The organism is Streptomyces sp. HSS9-12, from assembly GCF_054963655.1.
Window position 1 is genome coordinate 25574 of the sequence record NZ_JBUEGC010000044.1, and the last position, 25407, is coordinate 50980.

The window sequence follows — 25407 nt, forward strand, 5'->3', positions numbered from 1 at the left end:
TTCTCGCGGCCTGGGTGGCAGCGCGAGCACCATGACGGAGGCCTCACTGCGGCGCGCTGCCGAATCAATGTCGTAAACGCGACATAACGTGCCGGTGAAGCACCAGCCCGAGAGCCTGCACTCAGATGCGCGAGGGGGCACTGATGGCGATCCAGACCGCGGAGGCGAGCTCCGGATCCGTACCGGAACACAGGTCGCCGGGGCGGGTGCTGGTCGACTGGCTGACCACCACCGACCACAAGAAGATCGGGCACCTCTACCTGATCACGTCGTTCGGCTTCTTTCTGGTCGCCGGGGCGCTGGCACTGCTGATGCGCGCCGAGCTGGCCCGTCCCGGGCTGCAGCTGATGTCGAACAACCAGTACAACCAGGCGTTCACCCTGCACGGCACGATCATGCTGCTGCTGTTCGCGACACCGACCTTCGCCGGGTTCGCCAACGAGATCATGCCGTTGCAGATCGGCTCCCCCGATGTGGCCTTCCCCCGCCTGAACATGCTCTCGTACTGGCTGTTCCTCTTCGGCGGGCTGATGGTCGTCAGCAGTCTGCTGCTGCCCTCCGGTCCGGCGAACTTCGGCTGGACGGCGTATGCGCCGCTGAACAACCTTGAGCGCTCGCCGGGCGTGGGCGCCGACCTGTGGATCATGGGGTTGGCGCTCGCGGGCTTCGGCACGATTCTCGGCGCGGTGAACTTCCTGACGACCATCATCGCGATGCGTGCCCCCGGGATGACGATGTTCCGGATGCCGATCTTCACCTGGAACACGCTCTTCACCTCGATCATGGTGCTGATGGCCTTCCCGGTGCTGGCGGCCGCACTGCTGTGTCTGGAGGCGGACCGGCGGTTCGGAGCGGTGGTGTTCGAGGCGCAGTACGGCGGGTCGCTGCTGTGGCAGCACCTGTTCTGGTTCTTCGGCCACCCCGAGGTCTACATCATCGCGCTGCCGTTCTTCGGGATCATCACGGAGATCATTCCGGTGTTCTCCCGGAAGCCGATCTTCGGTTACCTCACGCTGATCGCCGCCACGATGGCCATCACCGGTCTGTCGATGGTGGTATGGGCCCACCACATGTTCGCCACGGGCGCCGTACTGCTGCCGTTCTTCTCCCTGTTGTCCTTCCTGATCGCGGTGCCGACCGGCGTGAAGTTCTTCAACTGGATCGGCACGATGATGCGCGGCTCGCTCTCCTTCGAGACACCGATGCTGTGGACCACCGGCTTTCTGGTGACCTTCCTGTTCGGCGGGCTGACCGGCGTGCTGCTGGCGTCCCCGCCGATCGACTTCCACGTCACCGACACCTACTTCGTCGTCGGGCACTTCCACTACACCGTCTTCGGCACCGTGGTCTTCGCGACGTTCGCGGGCTTCTACTACTGGTGGCCGAAGTTCACCGGGAAGATGCTGGACGAGCGGCTGGGGAAGATCCAGTTCTGGACGCTCTTCATCGGCTTCCAGACGACCTTCCTGGTGCAGCACTGGCTGGGCGCCGAGGGGATGCCCAGGCGGTACGCCGACTATCTGGCGGCCGACGGCTTCACGGCGCTCAACACCGTCTCCACGATCGGGTCGTTCCTGCTCGGGCTGTCGACGCTGCCGTTCCTGTACAACGTCTGGAAGACGGCGAAGTACGCGCCGAAGGTGCAGGTTGACGACCCGTGGGGGTACGGCCGGTCACTGGAGTGGGGCACCTCCTGCCCGCCGCCCCGGCACAACTTCGTGACCCTGCCCCGCATCCGCTCCGAGTCCCCCGCCCTCGATCTGCACTACCCCGAGGTGGCAGCCTTGCAGGAGTCGGCTCCGGGCTCTGCGGGGGCACGGGGGTCCGCAGGACCCCCGCAATAGCCCCTCACACCGCCGCCACGCGCAGCAACCGGTACGCCGGACTCAGTCGGCGGGTTCGATCCGGAGGGACAGGTCGTTGTTCCTGGTGTAGTACGGGCCCGCCTGCGCCGGTCCGTGCGGGGCGGCCAGCGGCAGCGCCGGATAGCTGAAGATGTTCTTCTTGTCCGGCACATCGTCCAGGATGCGGGCGATCCGCACCGGCTCGGCGCCGGCGGCCGGGAGCAGCCACAGGTCCCACATCTGCTCGCCGCCCTCCCACGCCTCGGCGGGCTCCTTGTACGGCAGCGTGAAGGTGAGATCCGGCCCCTCGGCGGACGCGGGCACCGTGCAGACCAGCGCCGGTCCCCCTGGGGGCACTTCCCCTGGGGGCACTCCCCCAGCTACCGCTGGGGGTACCCCCACCCGGGCCGCTGGGCCCAGGGGGACTACCGCTGGGAGGTGCCCCCGGTGGCAGCGGGCCTCGGCCACCGCGCCGGCGCCCGGCTTCGCCCCGTACAGCCGCACCCGGACGGTCATCGCGCCGTCGCTCACCCGGATCTCGCCCGCCTCGGCATGCGGGCCGCGCAGCCAGCTGCGGACCGTCAGATTGCCGTGCACGGTCCCGTACGGAATGCGGACGGCCACCGCGGAGCGGCTGGGGTCCGGGCGGCGGTCGACCAGCGAGCGCAGGTCGAGCAGCCCCGGCCGGAGCCGTACCGGCTCGCCGTCGCCGAGGACCGCGTAGGCGTCCCAGCGGCCCTCGGGCAGCGGTACCGAGCTCGGCAGCGCCGCCCTCACATGCCCGTGACCGGCGTGGACGAGGGGCAGCCGCACCTCGTCGGCGGCGCTCTCCCCGCCGCGCCGGCGCAGGACCAGCGCGGCGCCCCAGCTGTCGCCGGGGCCGGACGAGGTGGCGCACTCGGCGATGTCGAAGGTGAGGCCTCCCGCGGAGTCCGCGATGCAGTCGGCGCTGGCGTTCCCGATGCCGCCGGCCAGGGGAGGGACGGACACGGCAGGGGACTCCTTGGCTGGTCTGGTCGGTGGCTGAGCCGGCGCGGAGCGGCCGTCGTCGGGCGCGTGGAGGAAGGGCGGTTCGGGGAAGGTCGTCATGCCGCGCGCTCCTTCCCCAGGGCCGCGCGCCCCGCGTCCCGGAGGGCGTATGCCCCGCCGAGGAGCGCCCCCCGGGTGCGGTGCAGCGAGCCGCGCAGCCGGGCGCGGGCGGTGCCGCGGCCGCCCTTGGCCACCAGATCGGCGAACAGCGACTCGTAGCGCCCGGCGACATGGGAGGGGTCGAAGCGGGCGGACTTGCGTACGGCGGCCTCTCCCATCCGCTGGCGCAGTGCATCGTCGTCAATCAGCTTCAGCAGCGCCGCGGCGATGGCGTCGATGTCGCCGGGTGGCACCAGCAGACCGTCGACACCATCGTCGATGATCTCGCCGGGGCCGTGCGGGCAGTCGGTCGAGACCACCGGCAGGCCGCAGCGCATCGCCTCGACGATGGTCATGCCGAAGGACTCGAGGCTCGAAGTGACCGCGGCGATGGATCCCTTGGCCCACTCCGGTTCGATGGGGTTGGCGGGTCCCATCAATAACACGTGGTTGTACAGGCCCAGTTCGTCGACGAGGGCGCGTAGCTTGGCCTTCTCGGCGCCGCTGCCGTAGATCCGCAGCCGCCAGTCGGGACGGGCGTCGACGACCTGTGCGAACGCCCGGATGAGTAGGTCGTAGCGCTTGACGCGGGCGAGCCGGCCGGCCGCGACCACCCATTTGCCGGTGCCGTCGGCGGGGTCGATAGCGGGGGCTGGCACGCTGTTGGGCAGGGCTTCGACCCGCACGCCGGGCAGCCGCAGTGTGCGGCGGTAGGCCGAGGCGTCGGCTTCGGTGACGGTGGTGACCGCGTCCAGACGGGGGTAGAGGCCGCGCAACTCCCGGCGCAGGGCGGGCGAGTGGCTGTCGAGCGTGAGGTGCTCCTGTCCCACGCGCACCGGGCCGCGCCGGGCGTGACGGGCGAGGTGCACATTGAGGCCGGGGCGGGTGCCGACGAGGACGTCGGCGTCAACCGCGCGCAGATGCCGGGCGATGCGATGGTCCGTCAGCTCGTTGTACTGCTGGTAGCGGCCCTCCGCTTTCGGGAAGACCCGGGCGGGGCGGCGGTATTCGGGACGGTCGCCGTCGTAGGTCGGGCTGTCCTCACGGATGTCGACGAGATGGCTCAGCCGCACCTTGGGACCGGTGTCAAAGACAGGCTGGTCGCGGTGGCGGAACACCGAGACGATCTCAACCTCGTGCTGTTCGGCCAGAGCACGGGCGAGGTTGTAGGTCGTACGGATCGTCCCGCCGATGCCGTACGCGTTGTGAATCAGGAATGAGATGCGCATCCGTCCCCGTATCCCACCGTTCCGCGCGGACAGTCCGTCTCGTCCGCCTACCGATACGTCAGACCAAGGATGTCGGCTGGAGGTTGGGCTTCATCACCGTCTTGTTCCAGAAGAGATACGACATCGGTAGCCAAGGTCGGGAACTTTTTCGACCAGGCGCTCATCACGGTTTGCGCGGCAGCAGGTGAACCGTGCGGTTGGTTTTCTGACATCTCACCACTTCGAACGGCATGGCCATCGGCGCCACCCCACGCACCGTCCCTCCAACGAGCGACAGGCAGAGACCGCCTATCCACCCTCACCGGAGGGTCTCCGCGCGCTTCACCGCGTGAATCGCTCGCCCCCGGACGGCCTGACGGCCGGACGGCCGGGCGGCGGCGCGGCCAGTGCCGCTCAGACGCTCAGCAGCCCGGAATGCCGGGGCCCTCGCCGTTCTTCGGCACCAGGGCACACAGGCTCTTGGCCGACACCTTCCACACACCGTCCTGCAGCACGGAGACACCGGATGCGTCCGGCAGGACGGTCGCGCCCTTGAAGGTGAGGTCGTAGCTGACCCTGGCCCGGGTGGCGGAGGTGAAGGTGACCTCCTTGACCTTCCCCTTCACATCCCGGGTGCGCGCGTCACTGCTGATCGCCTTCAGCGCCGGCTTCAGCAACTCGCCGTTCTCGACGAGGTTCACCTTCTGGTCGACCGGCACGGCGAAGTCGAAGAACTTCTCCCAGTTCTTCCTGATCTGCTGCTCGGCCGCCTTGGGGTCGGCGGGCCGGCCGCCCTTCTGCGTGGCCGTCGGCCGCGGGGTGCCGGTCGCGGTCGGCGCCGTGGGGGACGGACGGCCCTTGCCCCCGTAGCCGCCCCCGCAGGCCGTCGCTCCGCCGGTGAGGAACAGGACTCCAGCTGCCGCCCATGCCGCCGCCCGCGTGTGTACGCACAGCGCCATCCGGGCTCACCACCAGATTCGGTCAGACAATATGGGGCAGTTCGTTCAGAATCGTACTTTGTACTCCCGGTCGCAACATGGGACGGCTACGGCAGCCGGAGCCGGGTACCCACGCTGAGGTGGTTCGGATCCATGATCCGCCCGCCGTTGGCCCGGTGCAGCGCCCGCCAGCCGCCCGGCACGTTGTGGCGCTCAGCGATCGAGTTCAGTGTCTCACCAGGGCGTACGAGGTGCGTACGGTCGCCCAGGCCGTAGCGCTTGGAGCAGACGGGCCAGGCATCCCAGCCCTGGTTGCGGAGGACGGCCTCGGCGATTTTGATCTGCTCCTCGCGGGTTGCGAGGTCCGCGCGCTTGGCGTACCGGAGGCCGCCGTGCTCCTGCCAGGTCGTCTGCCAGAACTGCAGCCCGCCGTAGTAGCCGTTGCCCGTGTTGATGTGCCAGCGGCCGCTGCTCTCGCAGGTGGCGAGGCAGTCCCAGGGGCTCTGGCCGTCGGCGCACTTGTGCGTGCGGGCCGCAGGCCTGGCGGAAGAGGCCTTGCCGGACCGGGCTTTGCCGGAGCGGGCCTTGCCGGGCCGGGCCTTGCCTAACCGGGCCTTGCCGGTCCGGGCCTTGTCGGGCCGGGCCTTGCCGAGCCGGGCCTTGCCGAGCCGGGCCTGGACGGACTGGCTCTTGGCCTTGTCGGGCGCGTCGTTGCCAGACCCGGGGAACTCGGCGTTCGCAACCCCGGGCGCCAGAGCCAGCAGCGCGACGACGGAGGCAATCGGCCTGGTAACACGGTTGTACGACATCGCCACACGCTAGGCAGCCCCGCTTCCGCGATCCGCGGTGCCGCGCCCTGTATACGGTCGAGCCCCACCCGGTCGGACGAAAGGACCAAACGATCGGGTGGGGCTCTTCGGATCACTCAGACCCGGCCTGGGCCGCGGTCAGACCGCGAGCCGCTGGCCAGGCAGGATCAGATCGGGGTCGCTCCCGATCACGGCCTTGTTGGCCGCGTAGATCTTCTTCCAGGTGGTGTTGTGGGCCGCGGCGATGGTGCTCAGGGTGTCGCCGCTGCTGACGCTGTAGTTGGCGCGGCCCTGGCCGCGGTCGGTGTGCTCCTCGGCGCGGACAGCGCCGTGACGGGCCTGCCCGGACGCTTGGGCAGACGCCTTCGGTGCGGACGCGGTGGTCCGGGCTGCCGGGGCCGGCGCCGCGGGAGCGCTGCCGTACGCTCCGGCTCGGGGCGCGCACACGGGCCAGGCACCCCAGCCCTGAGCGGCCTGAACCTTGCCTGCCACCGCGATCTGCTCGGACCGGCTGGCCTGGTCGGCGGTCGGCGCGTAGGCGGAGCCGCCGTACGCCTGCCAGGTGTGGGCGGCGAACTGCAGTCCGCCGTAGTAGCCGTTGCCCGTGTTGATGTGCCAGTTGCCACCGCTCTCGCACTGTGCGATGCGGTCCCACACGCTGCTGTCCGCGGCGTCGGCCGGGCCGGCGGCGGCGAGCAGGGTCAGCGGGACGATCAGGGCGGCCCCGGCGAGCGCCGCTGTCTCACGACGACGTATGGACAATCCATTCCCTCTCCACGAACCCGGGGTCCCCCGGACCGGGGCGGACGGCCGGCGCGTCGGGCGCTGGCGGTCCACCCGGCCCCACCCGCCGAGGGGGCGCTGCGTGGCGCAGCGTGGCGGTGCGTCATGTGTGGTGCGGTCGGCGGGTGTTCCCGGGCGGTGCTCGGTGCACACGGCCGGAGAATCTAGGGAGCCGCTCGCCCTGACTTCAACCAACTCCTCGTCTTTCCAGGCCAGTTGCCCGTTACCTCGGGTATCAACGATTTTTGAGCCAGCCCTGAATCCAGAGATGTCGCATTTTGTCGACCAGGCGATCCGCCCGTCTGTGTCTCACCTCACCGTCGCAAGCTTCTTTCGGTGCTTGGACATTGACATGGAGTGAGGCATTCCGGCCACAATCGTGACCCTCCGCATTGGAGCGATCTGTGCCGTACGAACTGTGCGTGACTCCTGCCACAGATCGCCCGTTGTGCCTCGTATGAGGCCGGGACGTCCGGCGACCACCCCCAGACCGAGGAGCACCCAGTGCCGCGCATGCTCGACGTCAGCAATGACGTACGCGCCGAGATCGGCGATGAAGAAGCCGACCGCCTGATCGCCGGTGAGAACGCCCCGGGCAGCTACGACTGCACCTCCTGCCGTACCCCCGGCGACGCCGAGCAGGAGCGCACCAGCACCGTGCTGTTCGTCGGCGAGGAGACGGCGGTGCTGGCCTTCGCTCACGCCACCTGCATCCCCTCGCAGGTCGTCCCCGTCTCGGAAGAGCAACTGCAGGGCGCTGTACGCAGCATCACCGGCGAGGGCGGCGCCATGGGGACCTCCGCCTCCGCGCCTCTCGCTCCCCCGATCCCCGTGCCCGCGGACCTTCAGGCGAGCCCCCGACAGGCAGTGATCGGCGTCACCAGCGGCCTCGTCCTGATCGACGGCGAACTCCACCCCGCGCTCGTCGCCGAGCCCACCGGCCCGATCGCCCGCCCAGGGACCGACGGCATCAGCGACGAGTTCCTGCCGTTGCTGATCGAGCAGGGCTTTCAGCCGGTGACGCACCTCAGTGGGCTGCCCGGGCAGCTGTACGGCTGGTCCGTGCTGCTGGCCATGGGCAAGCTGCACGCCGTGCTTCAGCCGGGCCAGGGCGGCTCCACCATCGCGTGGTGGCAGGCACACCAGCCGATGACCGTGACCGAGGGCTGGCGGGCGGCCGCCAACAGGTCCTCCAAGGTCCTTCTCTTGGCCGCCCCGGCCGGGTCGATCGGCCACCAGCCACGTGAGGACCTGCTGCGCGATGCCTTGGACAAGGCCGCCGCGAACGGCAGGCTCGTCGCCGCGGTGATGCCCCTGGCGGGCACATGACCATGACCGCCGCCGACGGCCGGGGCGAGGGGGCGGGGCCCGTCCTTCGCCCCGCCATCGACCACACTCGGCCACACACGCGCCGAACAGGCATTTTCGCCCCGCGCCCGCATCCCATGGGCCGCATGGTCGTTGGCAGATACGTGCACACATACGACCCCGCGGTACGGTCGCCGTACCAGAGCCCCATCCCCGGTATGCGTCCTTCGCAGGAAATGTCGTCGTCCCACCAGTCGGCCACGCCGATCTACGACGCGCTGTATGCCGAGTACCGCAGCAGGTTCCGGGCCCTGCCCGGCGACCGCTCGGGTGAGGAGGACCTGGGGTTCGAGCCGTTCGGCATCCGCGAGCACCACGGCTCATGGGACCGCATCGGGGAGTGGGAGCGCGTCGCCTCCTGGGACGCCGCCGGCCGGCAGCAGGTGGCGCCTGTGAGTGCACCTCCGGTGGCGACGGGGGGAAACGGCTGGAGCAGGGTCCGCCTTCCCGCGGCGCTACCGCCCGGACCGCGCGACAACCGAGGGCCCAGGCTGTAGTTCGACAGCCCGGGCCCCTGCCCGTCTCGCCTACCGCTTCTCCCCCGGCCGCCCGGTACTACTTCTTGCGGCCGCGCTTCTCGCGCACCCGGACCGACATATGGATCGGCGTGCCCTCGAAGCCGAACTCCTCACGCAGCCGCCGCTCGATGAAGCGGCGGTAGCCGGCCTCCAGGAAGCCGGAAGCGAAGAGCACGAATCGCGGCGGCCGCGTCCCGGCCTGCGTCCCGAAGAGGATGCGGGGCTGCTTGCCGCCGCGGATCGGGTGCGGATGGGCGGCGACGAGCTCGCCGAGGAAGGCGTTGAGCCGGCCGGTCGGCACCCGGGTCTCCCACCCGGCCAGGGCCGTCTCGATCGCCGGGACCAGCTTCTCCATGTGGCGGCCCGTACGCGCCGAGATATTCACCCGCGGCGCCCACGTGACCTGCACCAGGTCCTGCTCGATCTCGCGCTCGAGGTAGTAGCGGCGCTCCTCGTCGATGGTGTCCCACTTGTTGTAGGCGATGACCAGCGCGCGCCCGGCCTCGACGGCCATGGAGATGATGCGGGTGTCCTGGACGCTGATCGTCTCGCCGGCGTCGATGAGGACCACCGCGACCTCGGCCTTCTCCACGGCAGCGGCCGTACGCAGCGAGGCGTAGTAGTCCGCCCCCTCCTGGAGGTGGACGCGGCGCCGGATGCCGGCCGTGTCGACGAACTTCCAGGTCTTTCCGCCGAGTTCGATGAGCTCGTCGACGGGGTCGCGGGTGGTGCCGGCGATCTCGTTGACGACCACCCGCTCCTCGCGCGCCACCTTGTTCAGCAGCGAGGACTTGCCGACGTTCGGGCGGCCGATGAGGGCGACGCGGCGCGGCCCGCCGACCCCGGGGCCGAAGGTCTGGGCGGGCGCGTCCGGCATCGCCTTGAGCACCTCGTCGAGCATGTCGCCGGTGCCGCGGCCGTGCAGCGCGGAGACCGGGAACGGCTCACCCAGGCCCAGGGACCACAGCATGGCGGCGTCGGCCTCACCGGAGGGGCCGTCGACCTTGTTGGCACACAGGATGACGGGCTTGCCCGCCCGGCGCAGCAGCTTGACGACGGCTTCGTCGGTGTCGGTGGCGCCGACCGTGGCGTCCACGACGAACACGACCGCGTCGGCGGCCTCGATGGCGAACTCGGCCTGGGCGGCGACAGCCGCGTCGATGCCGAGCACGTCCTGCTCCCAGCCGCCGGTGTCGACGACCTTGAAGCGGCGGCCGGCCCACTCCGCCTCGTACGTCACGCGGTCGCGGGTGACGCCCGGCCGGTCCTCGACCACCGCCTCACGGCGGCCGATGATCCGGTTCACCAGGGTCGACTTACCGACATTCGGACGGCCGATGACGGCGAGGACCGGCAGCGGGCCGTGCCCGGCGGCGGCGAGGTCGCCCTCGACCTCCTCGAGGTCGAAGCCCTCCTGCGCGGCGAGCTCCATGAACTCCGCGTACTCGGCGTCGCCAAGCTCACCGTGCTCGTCGCCGATGTGGATCTCGTCGTTCATGAAGTCTTCGTCCTCGTTCTTTGCAGCAGTGCCAAGTTGCGGCCGTCGCCGCGTGGCAGCCCTTACGGCTCACCACTCAAGTGTCATCTAGCAGCGCCCGGTGGAACGCTTCGCGTTTTCCAGATGGGCGGTCAGCCGCTCCTGGATCCGCACCGTGGCCTCGTCCAGGGCCTTACGGGTCCTCGTGCCGCTGCCGTCGCCGGCGGCGAAGGGATCCCCGAACACCACATCGATCCGGCTGCGCAGCGGCGGCAGCGCGGGTATCGCGCGGCCGCGCCGCTCATTGCTGCCGAGCACCGCGACCGGCATGATCGGCGCGCCGGAGCGCACCGCGAAGTAGGCGAGCCCGGCCCGCAGCGAGGCGAAGTCGCCGTCGCCGCGGGTGCCCTCCGGGAAGATGCCCAGCACACCGCCGCGCTCCAGTACGGCCAGCGCCCCGTTGATCGCGGTGCGGTCGGCGCTCGTACGGTCCACCTTCAGCTGGCCGATCCGGTGCAGGAACGGGCCGAGCGGGCCGACGAACGCCTCCTTCTTGATCAGGAAGTGCACCGGACGGGGTGCGGTTCCCATCAGCATCGGGCCGTCGATGTTGTGGGAGTGGTTGACGGCGAGGATGACGGGCCCCGAGGCGGGGACCCGCCAGGCGCCGAGCACCCGCGGCCGCCACAGTCCGTGCATCACCGAGATGCCCATCCGGCGTCCCACCGCGGCTCCCGCCACGCTGGGCACGGTGTCGGAAGCGCTCACTGAGCCCGCTTCTCCTCGATGAGCGTCACCACGCACTCGATGACCTGCTCGAGGGTGAGCTCGGTGGTGTCAACCTCGACCGCGTTGTCGGCCTTGGCCAGCGGCGAGGTCTTACGGCTGGAGTCGGCGGCGTCGCGCTTGGCAAGCGCCGCCTGAGTGGCGGCCAGGTCGGCGACGTCCTTGCCCTTGAGCTCACCGCTGCGCCGGGCGGCACGGACCTCCGGCGAGGCGGTGAGGAAGATCTTCAGGTCGGCGTCGGGGAGGACGGTGGTGCCGATGTCGCGGCCCTCGACGACGATGCCGCGCTCGGCGGTCAGGGCGGTGGTGCGCTGCAGCTCGGTCACCAGGGCCCGTACCTCCGGGACGGCGCTGACCACGCTCACCGCGGAGGTGACTTCCTTGGACCGGATCGGGCCGGAGACGTCCACACCGTCAACGGTGATGGTGGGCGCGGACGGGTCCGTGCCGGAGACGATCACCGGCTTGGCGGCCGCGGTGGCGACAGCGGTGGCGTCGTTGACGTCGACGCCGTTGTTCAGCATCCACCAGGTGATCGCGCGGTACTGGGCGCCGGTGTCCAGGTAGCTGAGGCCAAGCTTGGCGGCCACGGCCTTCGACGTGCTGGATTTGCCCGTGCCGGAGGGGCCGTCGATGGCGACAATCACTGTTGCCGGTGCGGTCCGGGCGGCGGTTTCCACGGTGACGAACACCTTTCGTGTACACGGGCGGGTCGGCGGGGGCCTCTCCCCCGGCCTGCGGCGGGGGGACACCCACCCAGCATGGGCTGGGAGAGCAATAAGCCTTCGGACAAGGTTACTGTCTGCCGGGCCCACCCTGTGACGGCCGTCCCGACTCCGCACCCCGGTCCCCCTGCCGGATGGACTGGCCGCGTGCACTGCCGGACTCCGTCCGTCGGGCGCGGGTTACTGCCGGATCGACCAGCCCCTCTCGCGGAGGGCGGCGGTGAGCGCGGGGGCCGCCGTCGGTTCGACCATGATCTGCACCAGACCCGCCTGCTGGGCGGTCGCGTGCTCGATCCGTACGTCCTCGATGTTGATCCCGGCCTGTCCGGCGTCCGCGAAGAGCCGGGCCAGCTCGCCCGGCTGGTCGCCGATGAGCGCCGTGACGACCTCGTACGTGGCCGGAGCGGCGCCATGCTTGCCCGGCACCCGTTCGCGCCCGCTGTTGCCGCGCCGCAGCACGTCCTCGATGCTCGTCGCGCCGTCCCGCCGCTTGTCGTCGTCGGCGGACTGCAGGGAGCGCAGGGCCCGCACCGTCTCGTCCAGGTCGGCGGCGACCGCGGCGAGTATGTCGGCGACCGGCCCGGGATTGGCGGACAGGATGTCGATCCACATGGCCGGGTCGGAGGCCGCGATCCGGGTCACATCCCGGATGCCCTGCCCGCACAGCCGTACGGCCGCCTCATCGGCCCCCTCCAGCCGGGCCGCGACCATGCTCGACAGCAACTGCGGGGTGTGGGAGACCAGGGCGACGGCACGGTCGTGGGCTTCAGCGTCCATCACCACCGGGATGGCCCGGCACAGGGCGACGAGCTCCAGCGTCAGGTTGAGCACCTCGGTGTCGGTGTCGGCGGTCGGCGTCAGCACCCAGGGCCGCCCCTCGAAGAGGTCGGCGGTGGCGGCGAGCGGCCCGGAGCGCTCCCGCCCGGCCATCGGGTGCGTGCCCAGGTACTGCCGCAGATCGCCACCCAGTTCCTCCAGCTCGCGCCGCGGCCCGCCCTTGACGCTGGCGACGTCGATGTAGCCGCGGGCGATACCGCGGCGCTGCGCGTCGGCGACCGTGGTGGCGACGTGCGCGGGCGGCACGGCGACGATGGCCAGGTCGACCGGGCCCTCCGGCTCCTCGTCGGTGCCGGCGCCGAGCGCCGCCGCGGTGCGGGCCTGGGCCGGGTCGTGGTCCACGAGGTGGACCCGGACCCCGCGTCCGGCCAAGGCCAGTGCGGCAGAGGTGCCGATCAGACCGGTACCGATGACGACGGCGGTTCTCACTGAGCGATGTCCTTGCGGAGGGCGGCTGCGGCACCCAGGTAGACGTGGGCGATCCGGGACTTGGGCAGGTCGGTCTCGACGTGCGCCAGGATGCGGACCACGCGAGGCATGGCGCCCTTGATGTCCAGCTCCTGTGCACAGATCAGCGGCACGTCCACGATACCGAGCTTGCGGGCGGCGGCCGCCGGGAAGTCGCTGTGCAGATCGGGAGTCGCGGTGAACCAGACGCTGATCAAGTCGTCGGCCGTCAGCCCGTTGCGCTCCAGAACGGCGGTGAGCAGCCGGCTGACCTGCTCGTCCATGTGTTCGGCCTCGTCCCGCTGCAGCTGCACGGCTCCACGGACCGCTCGTACCGCCACGATTGTGCTCCCTCTCGGTGGGCGTACTCCCCCTGTTTCGGCTCTGCGCGCCGTCCAGGGTAGCCAGGCATCCGGGGCAACAGCCGTCGTGACCGCCCTGCGAGACGGCCGGCCGCGGCGGCGGGCGGGCGGTGCGGGGGGTGGGGTAGAACGATGCGCATGATCTTCCATGTGGTGCCGCTGGACGACTGGCTGGCCGTACCGGAGCGCCCGTACGCGCCTGGCTCGCTCGCCGACGACAGTTTCGTCCACTGCGCCCCCGACGAGGCCACCGCGCTCGCCGTGGCCGACGCGTTCTACCGCCGGGCGGTCGGCCCGCTGATGGTGCTGCTGATCGATGAGCAGTTGCTGGACTCCGCGGTCCGCTGGGAGCCGGCCCATCCCGCGCCGCTGCCGGGTACCGCGCCGGGCGCCCTGTTCCCGCACGTGTACGGGCATGTCAACCGGACGGCAGTGGTCGGCATGCTGGAGGTCGAACGGGACGAGCAAGGCCGTGCCCTGCGCCTGGCCGCCTGGTCCTGATACACACGCAGTCCTGCCGCGGATCGGGGGGGTGCCGAGGCGGTCGGTCACCAGGCGGGGACGCCGTCCCACAGCGCTCCCAGCTCCAGCAGCTCATCCCGGTGCTCGACGCGCCCGGCCCAGTCGCGCGGCCAGGCGTCCGCTCCGTGGTGGGCGCCCGCGAACGCGCCCGCCAGCGTGGCGACGGAGTCGGAGTCACCGGAGGAGCAGGCGGCCCGGCGCAGCGGCGTGATCGGCTCGTCGGGGAACAGCAGGAAGCACAGCAGCCCGGTGGCCATCGCCTCCTCCGCGACCCAGCCCGCGCCCGTGGCCTGGCAGGGGTCGGCCTCCGGGTCGGGCTCTCGCAGGGCGTCTTGGAGCCGGTCGAGGGCCTGCAGACAGTCGTCCCAGCCGCGCTCGATGAAGTCGAGGGGATGGTGGTCGACTGCGCGCTGCCACAGATCGCCGAGCCAGCGCTCGTGGTAGCGGCTGCGGTTCTCGTGCGCATAGTCCCGCAGCAGCCCGACGAGCTCGGCGGGCTGGGCGCCCTGGGCGAGGACGTACACCGCGTGGGCGGTGAGGTCGCTGGCGGCCAGAGCGGTGGGGTGGCCGTGGGTGAGCGCCGCCTGCAGCTGGGCAGCGCCCGCGCGCTGCCTGTCGGAGAGTCCGGGGGCGAGGCCGATCGGCGCGACTCGCATATTGGCCCCGCAGCCCTTGGACCCGATCTGGCTCGCCTTCTGCCAGGGCCGGTCCTCCTCGTCGAGGAGGCGGCAGGCGGCGAGGCAGGTGCGGCCGGGGGCCCGGTTGTTCTCGGGCGAGTGGAACCAGTCGACGAACTCCTCGCGTACGGGCCGTGCGAGCCGCAGGGCTGCGAGGTAGCCGCGGTCCATCGCGGTGCGCAGGCCGCGGCCGAGGGCGAGCGTCAGCTGCGTGTCGTCGGAGACGTACGCGGGGGTGGGCAGCTCCATGTGCCGCCACGGCCCGGTTTCGGCGAGGATCGAGGGCACATCGTTGAACTCGGTCGGGAAGCCGAGAGCGTCACCGAGCGCGAGCCCGATGAGGGCGCCGGTCGCAGCCTGCCTCATGCGAGCCATCCTCACGCCACGGACGCCCCACGGGCCAGTGCCCCCCGCCTGCCGCGGGCTGCTCCCCCACCCCGCTCAACCCCCGAGAAGGGCGGGGCAGGGGAAACAACAGGCAACGAGGGGCGCCTAGTGCCGCTTCAGCCAGGGTTTGCCCCGCTCGCCGCCCTGGCGCGGCCATCTGCTGCGTTGCCCGATCGACCGAGTAGGCCCACTACGAGGCCGATCCGGCGCCTTGCAGCTGACCGCACCAGGTCACCTCGCTTCTACCGGGCAAACCCTGGCTGACGCGGCACTAGAGTTCGACCTCGCGCATCAGCATGCCGACCTCCGTGTTCGTCAGCCGGCGCAGCCAGCCCGACTTCTGGTCGCCGAGCGCGATCGGGCCGAAGCTGGTGCGGACCAGCTTGTCGACCGGGAAGCCCGCCGCGGCGAGCATCCGCCGCACGATGTGCTTGCGCCCCTCGTGCAGGCTCACCTCGACCAGGTAGTTCTTCCCGGTGTTCTCGACGACCTTGAAGTGGTCCGCGCGGGCATAGCCGTCTTCCAGCTGGATGCCGTTCTTCAGCTTCTTGCCGAGATCGCGCGGGATCGGCCCCTGGATCGCGGCGAGGTAGGTCTTCGGCACGCCATAGCGCGGGTGGGTCAGCCGGTGGGCCAGCTCACCGTGATTGGTGAGCAGGATGATCCCCTCGGTCTCGGTGTCGAGGCGGCCGACGTGGAACAGCCGCGTCTCGCGGTTCGTCACATAGTCGCCGAGGCACTGGCGCCCCTCCGGGTCCTCCATGGTGGAGACGACACCGGCAGGCTTGTTCAGCGCGAAGAACAGGTACGACTGGGTGGCGACCGTCAGGCCGTCCACCTTGATTTCATCCTTCTCCGGGTCGACGCGCAGGCCCTGCTCCGTGACGATCTTGCCGTTGACTTCGACGCGGCGCCGCTCGATCAGCTCCTCGCAGGCGCGGCGGGAGCCCATGCCCGCGCGGGCGAGCACCTTCTGCAGCCGCTCGCCCTCGGGCTCGCCGAAGGTCTTGGGCAGCTTGACCGGGGGCTTGCTGTGGCGGGCCCGGTTGCGCTCCTCGATCTGCGCCTCGTACTCGCGGGGACGCGCGGGGGCCGAGCCCCGGCCGCGGCCCTGGCCGCCGGCCTTCGGGGCGGGCCCACCCTTGCCGTGGCCGCCCCTGCCCGGGGCACCCTTACCACCCTTGCCGCCCGCGGAGGGCCCACCGGAGGGCTTGCCCCCCACGTCGTAGCGGCGCTCCTCGGGACGGGGGCGACCCGCGCGCTGCTTGCCGCGCCCACCCGCACCTGACCGGCCACGAGAGCCACTCGTGCCCCCGCCCCCGTAGTTCCGGTTACTGTTCCTGCCGCTGCTTCGCATCAATGATCCGTCTAAGAGTCGTCGCCGCTGTCGTCTACGTCGAACGACGGCATGCCCTCCTGGCTCTCGCCTTCGACCGCGTCCGCCTCCGGGAGGAAGGGCGCGAGCTCGGGGAGCTCGTCCAGGCCGCGCAGGCCCATTCGCTCCAGGAAGTAGTTCGTCGTCCTGTACAGGATCGCACCTGTTTCGGGTTCCGTGCCCGCCTCCTCGACCAGCCCGCGCTGCAGAAGAGTCCGCATGACGCCGTCGCAGTTCACGCCGCGTACGGCCGAGACCCGTGAGCGGCTGACCGGCTGGCGGTACGCGACCACGGCCAGCGTCTCCAGCGCGGCCTGGGTGAGCCGGGACTGCTGGCCGTCCAGTACGAAGCCTTCGACGGCGTCCGCGTATTCGGGCCGGGTGTAGAACCGCCAGCCGCCGGCGACCAGGCGCAGATCGAACCCGCGGCCCTGGGCGGTGTACTCGTCGGACAGCTCACGCAGCGCGGCGGCGACAGCGCGGCGCGGGCGCTGCAGCACCTTGGCGAGGTGCTCCTCGGTGGCGGGCTCGTCGACCACCATGAGGACCGCCTCCAAGGCGGGCTTCAGGTCGAGCTCGGCGACGGAGGAGGCGCTCGCCGGCGGCGGCGACGGGTCGGCCCCGGAAGCCCCGGAAGCCCCGGAAGCGCCGGAAGCGCCGGAAGCCCCGGAAGCCCCGGGAGCCCCGGAAGCCCCGGCGTGCTCGGACGGCTGGGCGAGCTCGGTGGGGCCGGGGGCCGCTTCGGCCTGCTGCGGCGCATCTGCCGCGTTGGTCGCGTCCACGTCGCTCATTGGAGGACCATCCCTCATGCCTTCTCCTTCTCCTTCCGTCCGGCCTCTGCGGCCCGCTGCTCCGGCGTCTGGTCGAACTCGTCGGTGACGACCGGCTGCGCCCCGTCGGCAGCCCCGGTCCAGCGGACCAGCAGCAGTCCGAGCGCATCCTGCTGTTCGAGGGCGACGGCGCGCTCCCGGTAGAGCTCGAGCAGGGCGAGGAACCGGGCGACGACGGTGAGGGTGTCCGGTGCGTCCTCGGTGAGCGCCTGGAAGCTCGCCTCGCCCGCCTCACGGAGCCGTGCGATCATCACCTCCGCCTGCTCGCGGACGCTGACCAGCGGGGCGTGGATGTGGTCGACGTACACCTGCGGCTTGGGCTTGGGCTGCATCGCCTTCACGGCGAGCTTGGCGAAGCCGTCGGGGCCGATGCTGATGACGACCTCGGGCAGTAGCTCGGCGTGGTGCGGCTCCAGACCGACGGTACGGGGGTGGCGGCGGGCCTCGGCCAGCAGCCGCTCGCTGAAGATATCGGCGATCTGCTTGTACGCGCGGTACTGGAGCAGGCGTGCGAACAGCAGGTCGCGCGCCTCGAGCAGGGCGAGGTCGGCCTCGTCCTCGACCTCGGCGGCGGGCAGCAGCCGGGCCGCCTTGAGATCGAGGAGGGTGGCGGCGACGACCAGGAACTCGGTGGTCTGGTCGAGGTCCCAGTCGGGGCCCATGGCGCGGATGTGCGCCATGAACTCGTCGGTCACCTTCGAGAGGGCCACCTCGGTGACGTCCAGCTTGTGCTTCGAAATCAGCTGCAGCAGAAGATCGAAGGGCCCTTGGAAGTTCGCCAACCGCACGGTGAACCTCCCGGAACCCTCCTCCTCGGGCCCGGCCCCCTCGCCGGCTTCCGCCTCACCGGCCCGCGGGGCCTCGGCCCCACCGTCGGCCGCTTCGGAGCGCGAGGCGTCGCTCCCCAGGGCCGACTCGGCCGGATGCCCGTCGCGGGGTACCGGCGGCCCGGACACCGACCGTACGGATTCGCCCCGCACGCCACCGACAGCCGCGACCGCCGCCGGCTCCCCGTCGGCGGCCGGCTCCGCCGCCGACGCCCGAGCGGCACGCGGCAGCGACGTGTGGGCACCGGGCTCCGCCTCGGCGTCGGCGCTCGCCGACCCGCTTGGCTCAGGCATCGCCCCGCGACCACCTGCCCGCGCCGCCCCACCGGGCTCCTCGCCGGCGGCCGGTGCCGTACGCGACCGCGGCTGGTGGCCCACCGCGCGAGCAGCCGCTCCGTCCGCTTCGGCGGGCTCCGCCGGAGCCGGTTCGGTCGTCGGCGCGGGCCCTGCGGCCCGAGGGGCGCCCACGGGTGCCGCAGCCGGCTCAGGACGCCGTACGTCACCTTCGGCGGCGGCCGGAGGCTGCTCCGGCGCGGCAGCGTCCCCCGCGGCGGGCGGAGCCGTGCCAGGCCCGCGGCCGAGCGCCCGGCGGGGCGTACGGGCCCGCGGCGCGGGGTGATCGTTCGTCGGCATACGGTCGGTCCAGGGTGCTGGGGTGTCCCGAGCGTACGGCCCGGGGGCGGGCTCCCCGGCCGGAGGCCAGGGCGCAGCCGCGGAACCGCAGGCTATCTCGCCTCGCCCGGGGCCCGGGGGACCTGGGCCGCGTCAGCGCCCGCGCAGGCGCCGCACCAGGATGCTCGCGTCGCCGCGCGACTCGAGGTCCGCCAGCACGACCGCGACCGCCTCGCGGACGATCCGCCCGCGGTCGACTGCGAGCCCGTGCTCGCCACGCAGCACCAGCCGCGCATGTTCGAGGTCCATGAGCTCCTCGGCGGAGACATAGACGGTGATCTTCTCGTCGTGGCGCTCACGGCCGCTGGGCCGGCGGTTCGCCGCACGGGTACGGCGGCGGGGCGCGGCCGCGGACTGGGCCGCGGCGGTGGCGGAGCCCGGTGCGCCGCCCGACTGCGGGCGGCCGGCGGCCGGTACGGAACCGGACGAGGCTGAGGCGTCCCGCGTGGTGCGGCCCTTGGCCCGGGCCTGTGCGGCGGTGCGCAGCTCGGCGGGGGTCGCCTCCCCGCTCTCGCGACCGCTGTGCTCGACGGAGTCGGAATCGGTGTCGGCGGCCGGTCCGGTGCCGGAGCCCGTGTCGCCGTCGTCGCCGCGCCCCCCGGAACCGGCGGTGCCGCCGTCCTTCCCTGGGGGCGACGGCTGCGCCGAGGGGTCGGCCTCCCTGGCCGGGGCCGGCACCCGCGGTGCGGGCGCGGCGGATCCGGCCGGTGTCTCTCCGTTGGCGTGATGTCGGGTGGACCCAGGAGACGACGCCTGCAGCGCCATCCCTCCGGTGGTGCGGAACAGTTCGTCGGCTCCCGGAAGACTCACTCGGCGTGGCACCGGGCGAGCACCTCCCTGGCGAGCTGGCGATACGCGGCGGCGCCGACGGAGTTGGAGGCGTAGGTGGTGATCGGCTCACCCGCGACCGTGGTCTCTGGGAAGCGGACCGTGCGGCCGATGACCGTGTGGTAGACATGATCGTCGAACGCCTCGACGACCCGCGCGAGCACCTCACGGCTGTGCACCGTACGCGAGTCGTACATCGTGGCGAGGATGCCGTCCAGCTCCAGGTCGGGGTTCAGCCGCTCCTGCACCTTCTCGATCGTCTCGGTGAGCAGCGCGACGCCGCGCAGGGCGAAGAACTCGCACTCGAGCGGCACGATCACCTTGTGCGCCGCGGTGAGCGCGTTGACGGTCAGCAGACCGAGCGAGGGCTGACAGTCGATCACGATGTAGTCGTAGTCGGCGATCAGCGGCTTGAGCGCCCGCTGCAGCGTCGACTCACGGGCGACCTCGCTGACCAACTGCACTTCAGCGGCTGACAAATCGATATTGCTGGGCAGCAGGTCCATGTTGGGAACGGCTGTCTTGAGGAGCACCTCGTCGGCCGACATGCCGCGTTCCATGAGGAGGTTGTAGACCGTCAGGTCCAGCTCCATCGGGTTGACCCCGAGTCCCACGGACAGCGCGCCCTGCGGGTCGAAGTCGACCAGCAGCACCCGGCGGCCGTATTCGGCCAGCGCCGCACCCAGGTTGATGGTCGAGGTGGTCTTGCCGACCCCGCCCTTCTGGTTGCACATCGCGATGATCTTCGCCGGGCCGTGGTCGGTGAGCGGGCCCGGGATGGGAAAGTACGGCAGCGGGCGCCCAGTTGGGCCGATGCGCTCCCGGCGCTGACGGGCAGCGTCCGGGGCGAGCGTGGCCGCGTATTCCGGGTCGGGCTCGTACTCCGCGTCGGGGTCGTAGAAGTGCCCTTCGGGCAGGTCGTCGTAGTCGGCGAACCGGGCGGGATCGGTGCCGCCCGGGTCCCCGGCCATGGCGTTCACTTGATGGCCGTCCATGCTGTGGTGGGCTGTCTGGTGGGTTGCGAAGGTGTGGACCGCGACGGAGCCGACCGTCTCGAGCCCCGACGAACCCTGGCCCCGCGCAGCCATTCCTGGTTGACCACCCCCGGGAGTAAATGTCGACTCATTCACAAGTCGTCGTACCTCCTTGGGCGTGACCAGGAAACTTTATCGATAGGTCAGCGTGACACCATGCCGACGGTTGGCGACTCTATGGCGTGTCGACGGTTCACAGCAACACAATCCGCCGGACCCGGCAGGATGTGTCGGCCATCGAACGCCCCGCTGTCAAGGGCGTTAGGACCGTGCCACCGATGTTTCACAACGGCGCGAGGTGGCTAAAGAGTTACGGCTCGCGGCGAGTTGACGGAGCGCTGAAGCGGTCCGGACATGCGTCCGGCCGGACCCTGCTTCACAAGGTCCGGCCGGACACACGGTGTTGGCGATGTTGACGACGTGGGTTGACGCCGTCCGGGCTGATGACCCGCAGATCAGCCGAGGAGCGTGCTCAGTTCGACGTGCGGCAGGTCGTGGGCCTCCGCGACCTCACGGTAAACCACCTGTCCGTCATGGGTGTTGAGGCCCTTGGCCAGCGCGGCGTCGCGGCGCAGCGCCTCCCGCCAGCCGCGGTTGGCCAGCTCCACGATGTACGGCAGCGTGGCGTTGGTCAGGGCGTACGTCGAGGTGTTCGGCACCGCGCCCGGCATGTTGGCGACGCAGTAGAAGACCGAGTTGTGGACCTGGAAGGTCGGCTCGGCGTGGGTGGTGGGATGCGAGTCCTCGAAGCAGCCGCCCTGGTCGATCGCAATGTCGACAAGGACACTTCCCGGCTTCATCCGCGAGACGAGCTCGTTGCTCACCAGCTTCGGCGCCTTCGCACCCGGGATCAGCACCGCGCCGACGACCAGGTCGGCGTCGAGGACGGCCTTCTCCAGCTCGAAGACGTTGGAGACGATCGTCTGGACCTTGGCGCCGAAGATCTTGTCGGCCTCACGCAGCTTGTTGATGTCCTTGTCGAGCAGCGTGACGCGGAAGCCCATGCCGATGGCGATCTGCGCGGCGTTCCAGCCGGAGACACCGCCGCCGATGATGACGGCCTTGGCCGGGGAGACGCCCGGGACACCGGCGGGGAGCACACCACGGCCGCCGGCCGGACGCATCAGGTGGTACGCACCGACCTGCGGGGCGAGGCGGCCCGCCACCTCGGACATCGGGGCGAGCAGCGGCAGCGCGCGGTTGGCGAGCTCCACGGTCTCGTACGCGATGGCGGTGGTGCCGGACTCCAGCAGCGCGTCGGTGCACTCCTTGGAGGCGGCCAGGTGCAGGTAGGTGAAGAGCGTCTGGTCCTTGCGGAGACGGTGGTACTCCTCCTCGACCGGCTCCTTGACCTTGAGCACCAGATCGGCGATGCCCCAGACCTCGTCGGCGGTGCCGAGGATGCCGGCGCCGGCTGACGTGTACTCCTCGTCCGTGATGGAGGAGCCGAGTCCAGCGCCCTGCTCCACGAAGACCTGGTGACCGTTGCGGACCAGCTCGTGCACGCCGGCGGGCGTGATGGCCACGCGGAACTCGTTGTTCTTGACCTCGCGGGGGATGCCGACCTTCACGTCGATCACGGTCCTTGATTCAGGGGGATTACATACAAACCCCAGCATGCGACTGCATACCGGTAAGCACCGCTCCTATGGGGCGGCTCAACCAGTCTATTGAAGGATGTCCCGCTGTCTAGCCTTTCAAAGCACTAATCTTCAGTGCAGGCGCTACGGATTTCGTAGGCGGAACGGGGTCCATCGCCTAGGAGAGTCTCAGCCGCACCCCGATGCAGCCTTGCGGCAGCGGGATCCCCGAGCGCCTCGAGGGTGTCCGCCATCCGTAGCTGCACCGCGGCCTGCAGCCGCTGGTCTCCCGCTCTTCTCGCCCAGGACAGCGCCTCGCGGGCTGTGCGCAGGGCCTCCTCGGGCCGTCCGGCACACTCGTGCACCCGCGCCGTCTCCGCGAGCGCCCGCGCGTGGCCCTGGGGGTCGCGCAGTCTGCGGTGACCGGCCGCGGCGGCCCGCCACTCCCGCAGCGCCTCGGCCCAGCGGCCGGCGCAGGTGTACACCTCGCCCAGCCGCCCGTACAGCCGCGTCGCCTCGGCCAGCTCGTCCCGGGACAGCCGGAGCGTCAGCGCGCGCCCGTACCAGTCGGCGGCCCGCTGCCAGTCTCCCAGCTCCTGGTACGCGCGGCCCAGGGACTCCAACGCGCGGCCGGTCAGCGGCCCGTCGCCGGCGGCGCGTGCGGCGTCCAGCGCGCCCCGGTAGCGGCTGAGCGCCTTCGCGGTCCGGCCCGCCGCCTCGTCGAGATCGGCCAGGTTGAGCAGCGCCGCTGCCTGCTCCAGCGGCAGGCCCCGCCGCTCGGCGACCTCGAGCACCAGCTGGTGCAGCGGATACAGCTCCGGTGCGGCCCCCTCACTCCCCCGGTGCGCGATCAGCGCCCGGGTGAGCGCGGAGACCAACCGCCGAGCCTGGGTGTCCAGTTCGCCGTCCTCCACGGCCACAGCGGCCGCGGCCAGCAGCGCCGGCAGCCGTGAGTCGAGCCAGCCGACGGCAGCCTGGGGAGACGGGAAGCGCAAGGCCCGCGGCAGCTCCGCCGGCTTCCGGCGGGCCGGGGAGTCGACGGGCTCAGCGATCGCCCGGCAGGACTGCAGCTGTCGTACGGTCCGCTCCAGCATCCTGGCGCGCGCCAGCTGCACCTCGGCCGACCGCTCCTGCTCCCGCAGCCGGGTGCGCAGCAGCGGCACCAGGCAACCCGGCAGCAGGTACAGCCCGTCGTGCGGTCCGTCGTGCGGTCCGTCGTGCGGCGCGCTCGCAGGCCGCAGCAGGCCGTGCGCGGCGAAGTCGTGGAGGGTGGACTGCGCCACGGAGACCGAGCACCCGGTCAGCGCGGAGGCGATATGCGCATCGACGAATCCGGCCGGGGCGAGCACCAGCAGCCGCAGCATCCGGGCCACGGGCTGCGGCAGGGACTCGTACACCAGCCGGAAGGCGCGGTCCGTCGGCCGGGAGCCGCCGGGCACGGGCGGCGGCAGATCGCGCAGCCGCTGCGTCACATCGGCGACCGAAGCGAGCGGCCGGGCAGCGAGCCAGCCGCCGACGAGGACGAGCGCGGCGGGCTGCCCCGCGCACTCCTCGACAAGGGCGTCGGCGGCCCGCGGGTCGCAGGTGATCCGGGTGTGGCCCGAGTACTGGGCGAGCAGCTGGACGGCTGCGGCCTGGCCGAGCCCGCCGAGGGCGCAGGGCCGTACGCCGGGGATGCCGGTGAGCGGCCCTTCGGCCGTCGCCAGCACCAGGCAGTCCGGGGCGTCCGGGATCAGCGGATCCACCTGCTCGGCGTCGGCGGCGTCGTCGAGGAGCAGCAGGGCGCGCCGTCCGGCGAGGGCGCCGCGCAGCACCTCGGTCACCTCGTCCTCGTCGGCACCGGGGGCCGCGCTCACCCCGAGCGCGTCGAGCAGGTCGCGCGCGGTGCGCCAGGTGGGTACGGGCTCCCCGGTGGGCGCGGTGAGCCTGGCCCGCAGCACCCCGTCGGGATAGCCGGCCGCCACCCGGCCGGCGAACTCCTCGGCGAGTGCGGTACGGCCCGAGCCGGGGCGGCCGGCGATGAGCAGCACCCTGCTGCGTACGGCTTTGCGGCCGGAGAGGGTGTCGAGTCCGGCCCGGTCGATGTCCTCGCGAAGGGCCTTGAGCTCCCGGCCACGGCCGACGAATCGTCCGCCGGGCTTCCCTTGGGCCGGGGTGCCACCGCCTGGAGCACGAGCGGCGGAGGACGCGAGGGGAACGGGTTCGGGCGCGGGCTGCGGGAGGGCGACCGGTGCGGTGGTGCGTGGACTGGCGGCGTGATTGTCGCCCGCCTGCGGTGTGCCTGGTGAGCCGGCCCCGTGCACTCCGGCCCGGGCCGTGCTCGCCTGCCCGTCGGTGTTCACGGCCTGATCCGTCACGGGCCACGCTCCGTCCGCCTGCGCACGAGCCCGCCGCGGGCGCGGACGGGAACAACACGAGCGTAGTTCACCCCGTGCAGGCGCCCCGGCAGAGCGGGGCGCACACGCGAGCTGAAAATCACCGCATCGGATCAGCGAACCGCCATGCCGCTCTCGCGCCACGACGGCGGTCGGCGCACCGCGCGGCCCCGGCGCTGCGCCGGGGCGGTCAGCGTCGTAGACGCACCGGCAGGGGTCATTGGTGGCGCGACCGCGCCGGAAGCGGTCAGCGTCGTAGACGCACCGGCAGGGGTCGTTGGTGACGCGACCGCGCCGGAAGCGGTCAGCGTCGTAGACGCACCGGCAGGGGTCGTTGGTGGCGCGACCGCGCCGGAGGCGTCAGGCCGTGAAGGGCCGGGCCGGCCAAGGCGCGTCCGCCGGGCGGAGCGCCTCGATGCCATCGCCCGCCAGGGCCGCCGTCAACGCGAGGGCGCCGACCACCAGGCAGTTGTTGTGGAGGTCTCCGGCCAGCACCCCGCGCACCAGGTCCTGCAGCGGAACCCGGGCGAATTCCATGTCGGCCTCCTCCTCGGAGACCTCGAACCGCTCACCCTCCGCCTCGGAAAGTTCGCGGGCGAGGAAGATCCGTACGGCCTCGTCGCATCCCCCCGGCGAGGTGTAGACGTCGGCCAGCACCCGCCAGTCCTCGGCCTTGACGTGCGCCTCCTCGTACAGCTCGCGCTGCGCCGCGGTCAGCGGGTTCTCGCCGGGCACGTCGAGCAGGCCGGCCGGGATCTCCCACAGCTTCTGCCGTACGGGGTGCCGGTACTGGCGCAGTACGAGCACCCGGCCCGCGTCGTCGAGAGCGACCACGGCCACCGAACCGGGGTGGACCTGGTAGTCGCGGGTGACGACGCTGCCGTCCGGCATCACCACCGAGTCCGTCCGGACGCTGGTCTTGTTGCCGACGAAGGGCGTGGCGGTCGCCGTGACCGGCCACTCCTCGGGGGTGTCCTGCAGGCGCACGCTGTGCTCGCCCATGACTGGTTGACCTCCGCGAAAAAGTTGGTGCCGGGGCCGGGCGCCCGTGCGGGCCCGTACCCCGGCAA

23 protein-coding genes are annotated in these 25407 nt (G+C 71.5%); 4 read left to right on the plus strand and 19 right to left on the minus strand.

Translation table 11 applies throughout. The features are described from left to right. The first annotated feature begins 143 nt into the window (after positions 1 to 143). On the plus strand, positions 144 to 1844 hold the full coding sequence (gene ctaD / locus ACY34J_RS21870) for an aa3-type cytochrome oxidase subunit I (RefSeq protein WP_462728210.1): 1701 nt from the start codon (positions 144 to 146) through the stop codon (positions 1842 to 1844). Positions 1845 to 1886: 42 nt separating this feature from the next. Here ctaD and ACY34J_RS21875 read toward each other — a convergent pair whose 3' ends face one another. From ACY34J_RS21875 to ACY34J_RS21895, 5 genes are all read right to left on the minus strand, one after another. After that, entirely contained in the window at positions 1887 to 2933 is a 1047-nt protein-coding gene (locus tag ACY34J_RS21875) for a hypothetical protein (RefSeq protein WP_462728211.1), read from the minus strand. Beyond that, positions 2930 to 4201, minus strand: coding sequence for a glycosyltransferase family 4 protein (locus ACY34J_RS21880; RefSeq protein WP_462728212.1), 1272 nt, complete (start codon positions 4199 to 4201; stop codon positions 2930 to 2932). The genes ACY34J_RS21875 and ACY34J_RS21880 overlap by 4 nt, the downstream gene beginning before the upstream one ends. Before the next feature lie 401 nt (positions 4202 to 4602). Continuing rightward, a complete protein-coding gene (locus ACY34J_RS21885) occupies positions 4603 to 5139 on the minus strand; it encodes a hypothetical protein (RefSeq protein ID WP_462728213.1) in 537 nt (178 codons plus the stop codon). Between the two features lie 86 nt (positions 5140 to 5225). Next, positions 5226 to 5927 carry a transglycosylase family protein gene (locus tag ACY34J_RS21890; RefSeq protein WP_462728214.1) on the minus strand — a complete coding sequence of 234 codons (702 nt, stop codon included), beginning with the start codon at positions 5925 to 5927 and terminating at the stop codon, positions 5226 to 5228. A gap of 138 nt (positions 5928 to 6065) precedes the next feature. Further along, the gene (locus ACY34J_RS21895; protein WP_462728215.1) at positions 6066 to 6689 is read right to left on the minus strand and encodes a LysM peptidoglycan-binding domain-containing protein; all 624 of its coding nucleotides are present in this window, start codon (positions 6687 to 6689) and stop codon (positions 6066 to 6068) included. A 525-nt stretch (positions 6690 to 7214) separates the two neighbouring features. Between ACY34J_RS21895 and ACY34J_RS21900 the strand changes: the two genes are divergently transcribed. Next, a complete protein-coding gene (locus tag ACY34J_RS21900) occupies positions 7215 to 8039 on the plus strand; it encodes a hypothetical protein (RefSeq protein WP_462728216.1) in 825 nt (274 codons plus the stop codon). 125 nt (positions 8040 to 8164) lie between these two features. Further along, positions 8165 to 8575 carry a hypothetical protein gene (locus ACY34J_RS21905; protein ID WP_462728217.1) on the plus strand — a complete coding sequence of 137 codons (411 nt, stop codon included), beginning with the start codon at positions 8165 to 8167 and terminating at the stop codon, positions 8573 to 8575. A gap of 58 nt (positions 8576 to 8633) precedes the next feature. Here ACY34J_RS21905 and der read toward each other — a convergent pair whose 3' ends face one another. From der to aroH, 5 genes are all read right to left on the minus strand, one after another. Beyond that, complete coding sequence (gene der / locus ACY34J_RS21910; RefSeq protein WP_462728218.1) at positions 8634 to 10094, minus strand: ribosome biogenesis GTPase Der; 1461 nt, start codon at positions 10092 to 10094, stop codon at positions 8634 to 8636. 87 nt (positions 10095 to 10181) lie between these two features. Further along, positions 10182 to 10787 carry a lysophospholipid acyltransferase family protein gene (locus ACY34J_RS21915; protein ID WP_462728233.1) on the minus strand — a complete coding sequence of 202 codons (606 nt, stop codon included), beginning with the start codon at positions 10785 to 10787 and terminating at the stop codon, positions 10182 to 10184. A gap of 50 nt (positions 10788 to 10837) precedes the next feature. Next, the gene (cmk, locus tag ACY34J_RS21920) at positions 10838 to 11539 is read right to left on the minus strand and encodes a (d)CMP kinase (protein WP_462728219.1); all 702 of its coding nucleotides are present in this window, start codon (positions 11537 to 11539) and stop codon (positions 10838 to 10840) included. 225 nt (positions 11540 to 11764) lie between these two features. Continuing rightward, entirely contained in the window at positions 11765 to 12850 is a 1086-nt protein-coding gene (locus ACY34J_RS21925) for a prephenate dehydrogenase (protein WP_462728220.1), read from the minus strand. Beyond that, positions 12847 to 13209, minus strand: coding sequence for a chorismate mutase (gene aroH / locus ACY34J_RS21930; RefSeq protein WP_462728221.1), 363 nt, complete (start codon positions 13207 to 13209; stop codon positions 12847 to 12849). The genes ACY34J_RS21925 and aroH overlap by 4 nt, the downstream gene beginning before the upstream one ends. A 159-nt stretch (positions 13210 to 13368) precedes the next feature. Here aroH and ACY34J_RS21935 point away from each other — a divergent pair, with 159 nt between their 5' ends. Beyond that, positions 13369 to 13731 carry a DUF952 domain-containing protein gene (locus ACY34J_RS21935; protein WP_462728222.1) on the plus strand — a complete coding sequence of 121 codons (363 nt, stop codon included), beginning with the start codon at positions 13369 to 13371 and terminating at the stop codon, positions 13729 to 13731. Positions 13732 to 13778: 47 nt separating this feature from the next. Here the strand turns inward: ACY34J_RS21935 and ACY34J_RS21940 are convergent, their stop codons facing one another. From ACY34J_RS21940 to ACY34J_RS21980, 9 genes are all read right to left on the minus strand, one after another. Beyond that, a complete protein-coding gene (locus ACY34J_RS21940; RefSeq protein WP_462728223.1) occupies positions 13779 to 14795 on the minus strand; it encodes an ADP-ribosylglycohydrolase family protein in 1017 nt (338 codons plus the stop codon). Positions 14796 to 15087: 292 nt separating this feature from the next. Further along, positions 15088 to 16173 (minus strand): pseudouridine synthase, encoded by a 1086-nt coding sequence (locus tag ACY34J_RS21945; protein WP_462728224.1) that lies wholly within the window; start codon positions 16171 to 16173, stop codon positions 15088 to 15090. 11 nt (positions 16174 to 16184) lie between these two features. Then, complete coding sequence (gene scpB / locus ACY34J_RS21950) at positions 16185 to 16760, minus strand: SMC-Scp complex subunit ScpB (protein ID WP_462728234.1); 576 nt, start codon at positions 16758 to 16760, stop codon at positions 16185 to 16187. A 236-nt stretch (positions 16761 to 16996) separates the two neighbouring features. Then, positions 16997 to 18142: a segregation and condensation protein A gene (locus tag ACY34J_RS21955; RefSeq protein ID WP_462728225.1), complete on the minus strand. Its 1146-nt coding sequence runs from the start codon at positions 18140 to 18142 to the stop codon at positions 16997 to 16999. Positions 18143 to 18613: 471 nt separating this feature from the next. Further along, positions 18614 to 19330: a hypothetical protein gene (locus tag ACY34J_RS21960; RefSeq protein ID WP_462728226.1), complete on the minus strand. Its 717-nt coding sequence runs from the start codon at positions 19328 to 19330 to the stop codon at positions 18614 to 18616. Further along, complete coding sequence (locus ACY34J_RS21965; RefSeq protein WP_462728227.1) at positions 19327 to 20436, minus strand: ParA family protein; 1110 nt, start codon at positions 20434 to 20436, stop codon at positions 19327 to 19329. The genes ACY34J_RS21960 and ACY34J_RS21965 overlap by 4 nt, the downstream gene beginning before the upstream one ends. A gap of 401 nt (positions 20437 to 20837) precedes the next feature. Next, positions 20838 to 21953, minus strand: a complete 1116-nt coding sequence (ald, locus tag ACY34J_RS21970) for an alanine dehydrogenase (RefSeq protein ID WP_462728235.1) — start codon at positions 21951 to 21953, stop codon at positions 20838 to 20840. Between the two features lie 134 nt (positions 21954 to 22087). Further along, positions 22088 to 24319, minus strand: coding sequence for a tetratricopeptide repeat protein (locus ACY34J_RS21975; RefSeq protein WP_462728228.1), 2232 nt, complete (start codon positions 24317 to 24319; stop codon positions 22088 to 22090). A 378-nt stretch (positions 24320 to 24697) separates the two neighbouring features. Beyond that, the gene (locus ACY34J_RS21980) at positions 24698 to 25324 is read right to left on the minus strand and encodes an NUDIX domain-containing protein (protein ID WP_462728236.1); all 627 of its coding nucleotides are present in this window, start codon (positions 25322 to 25324) and stop codon (positions 24698 to 24700) included. Positions 25325 to 25407: the final 83 nt, after the last annotated feature.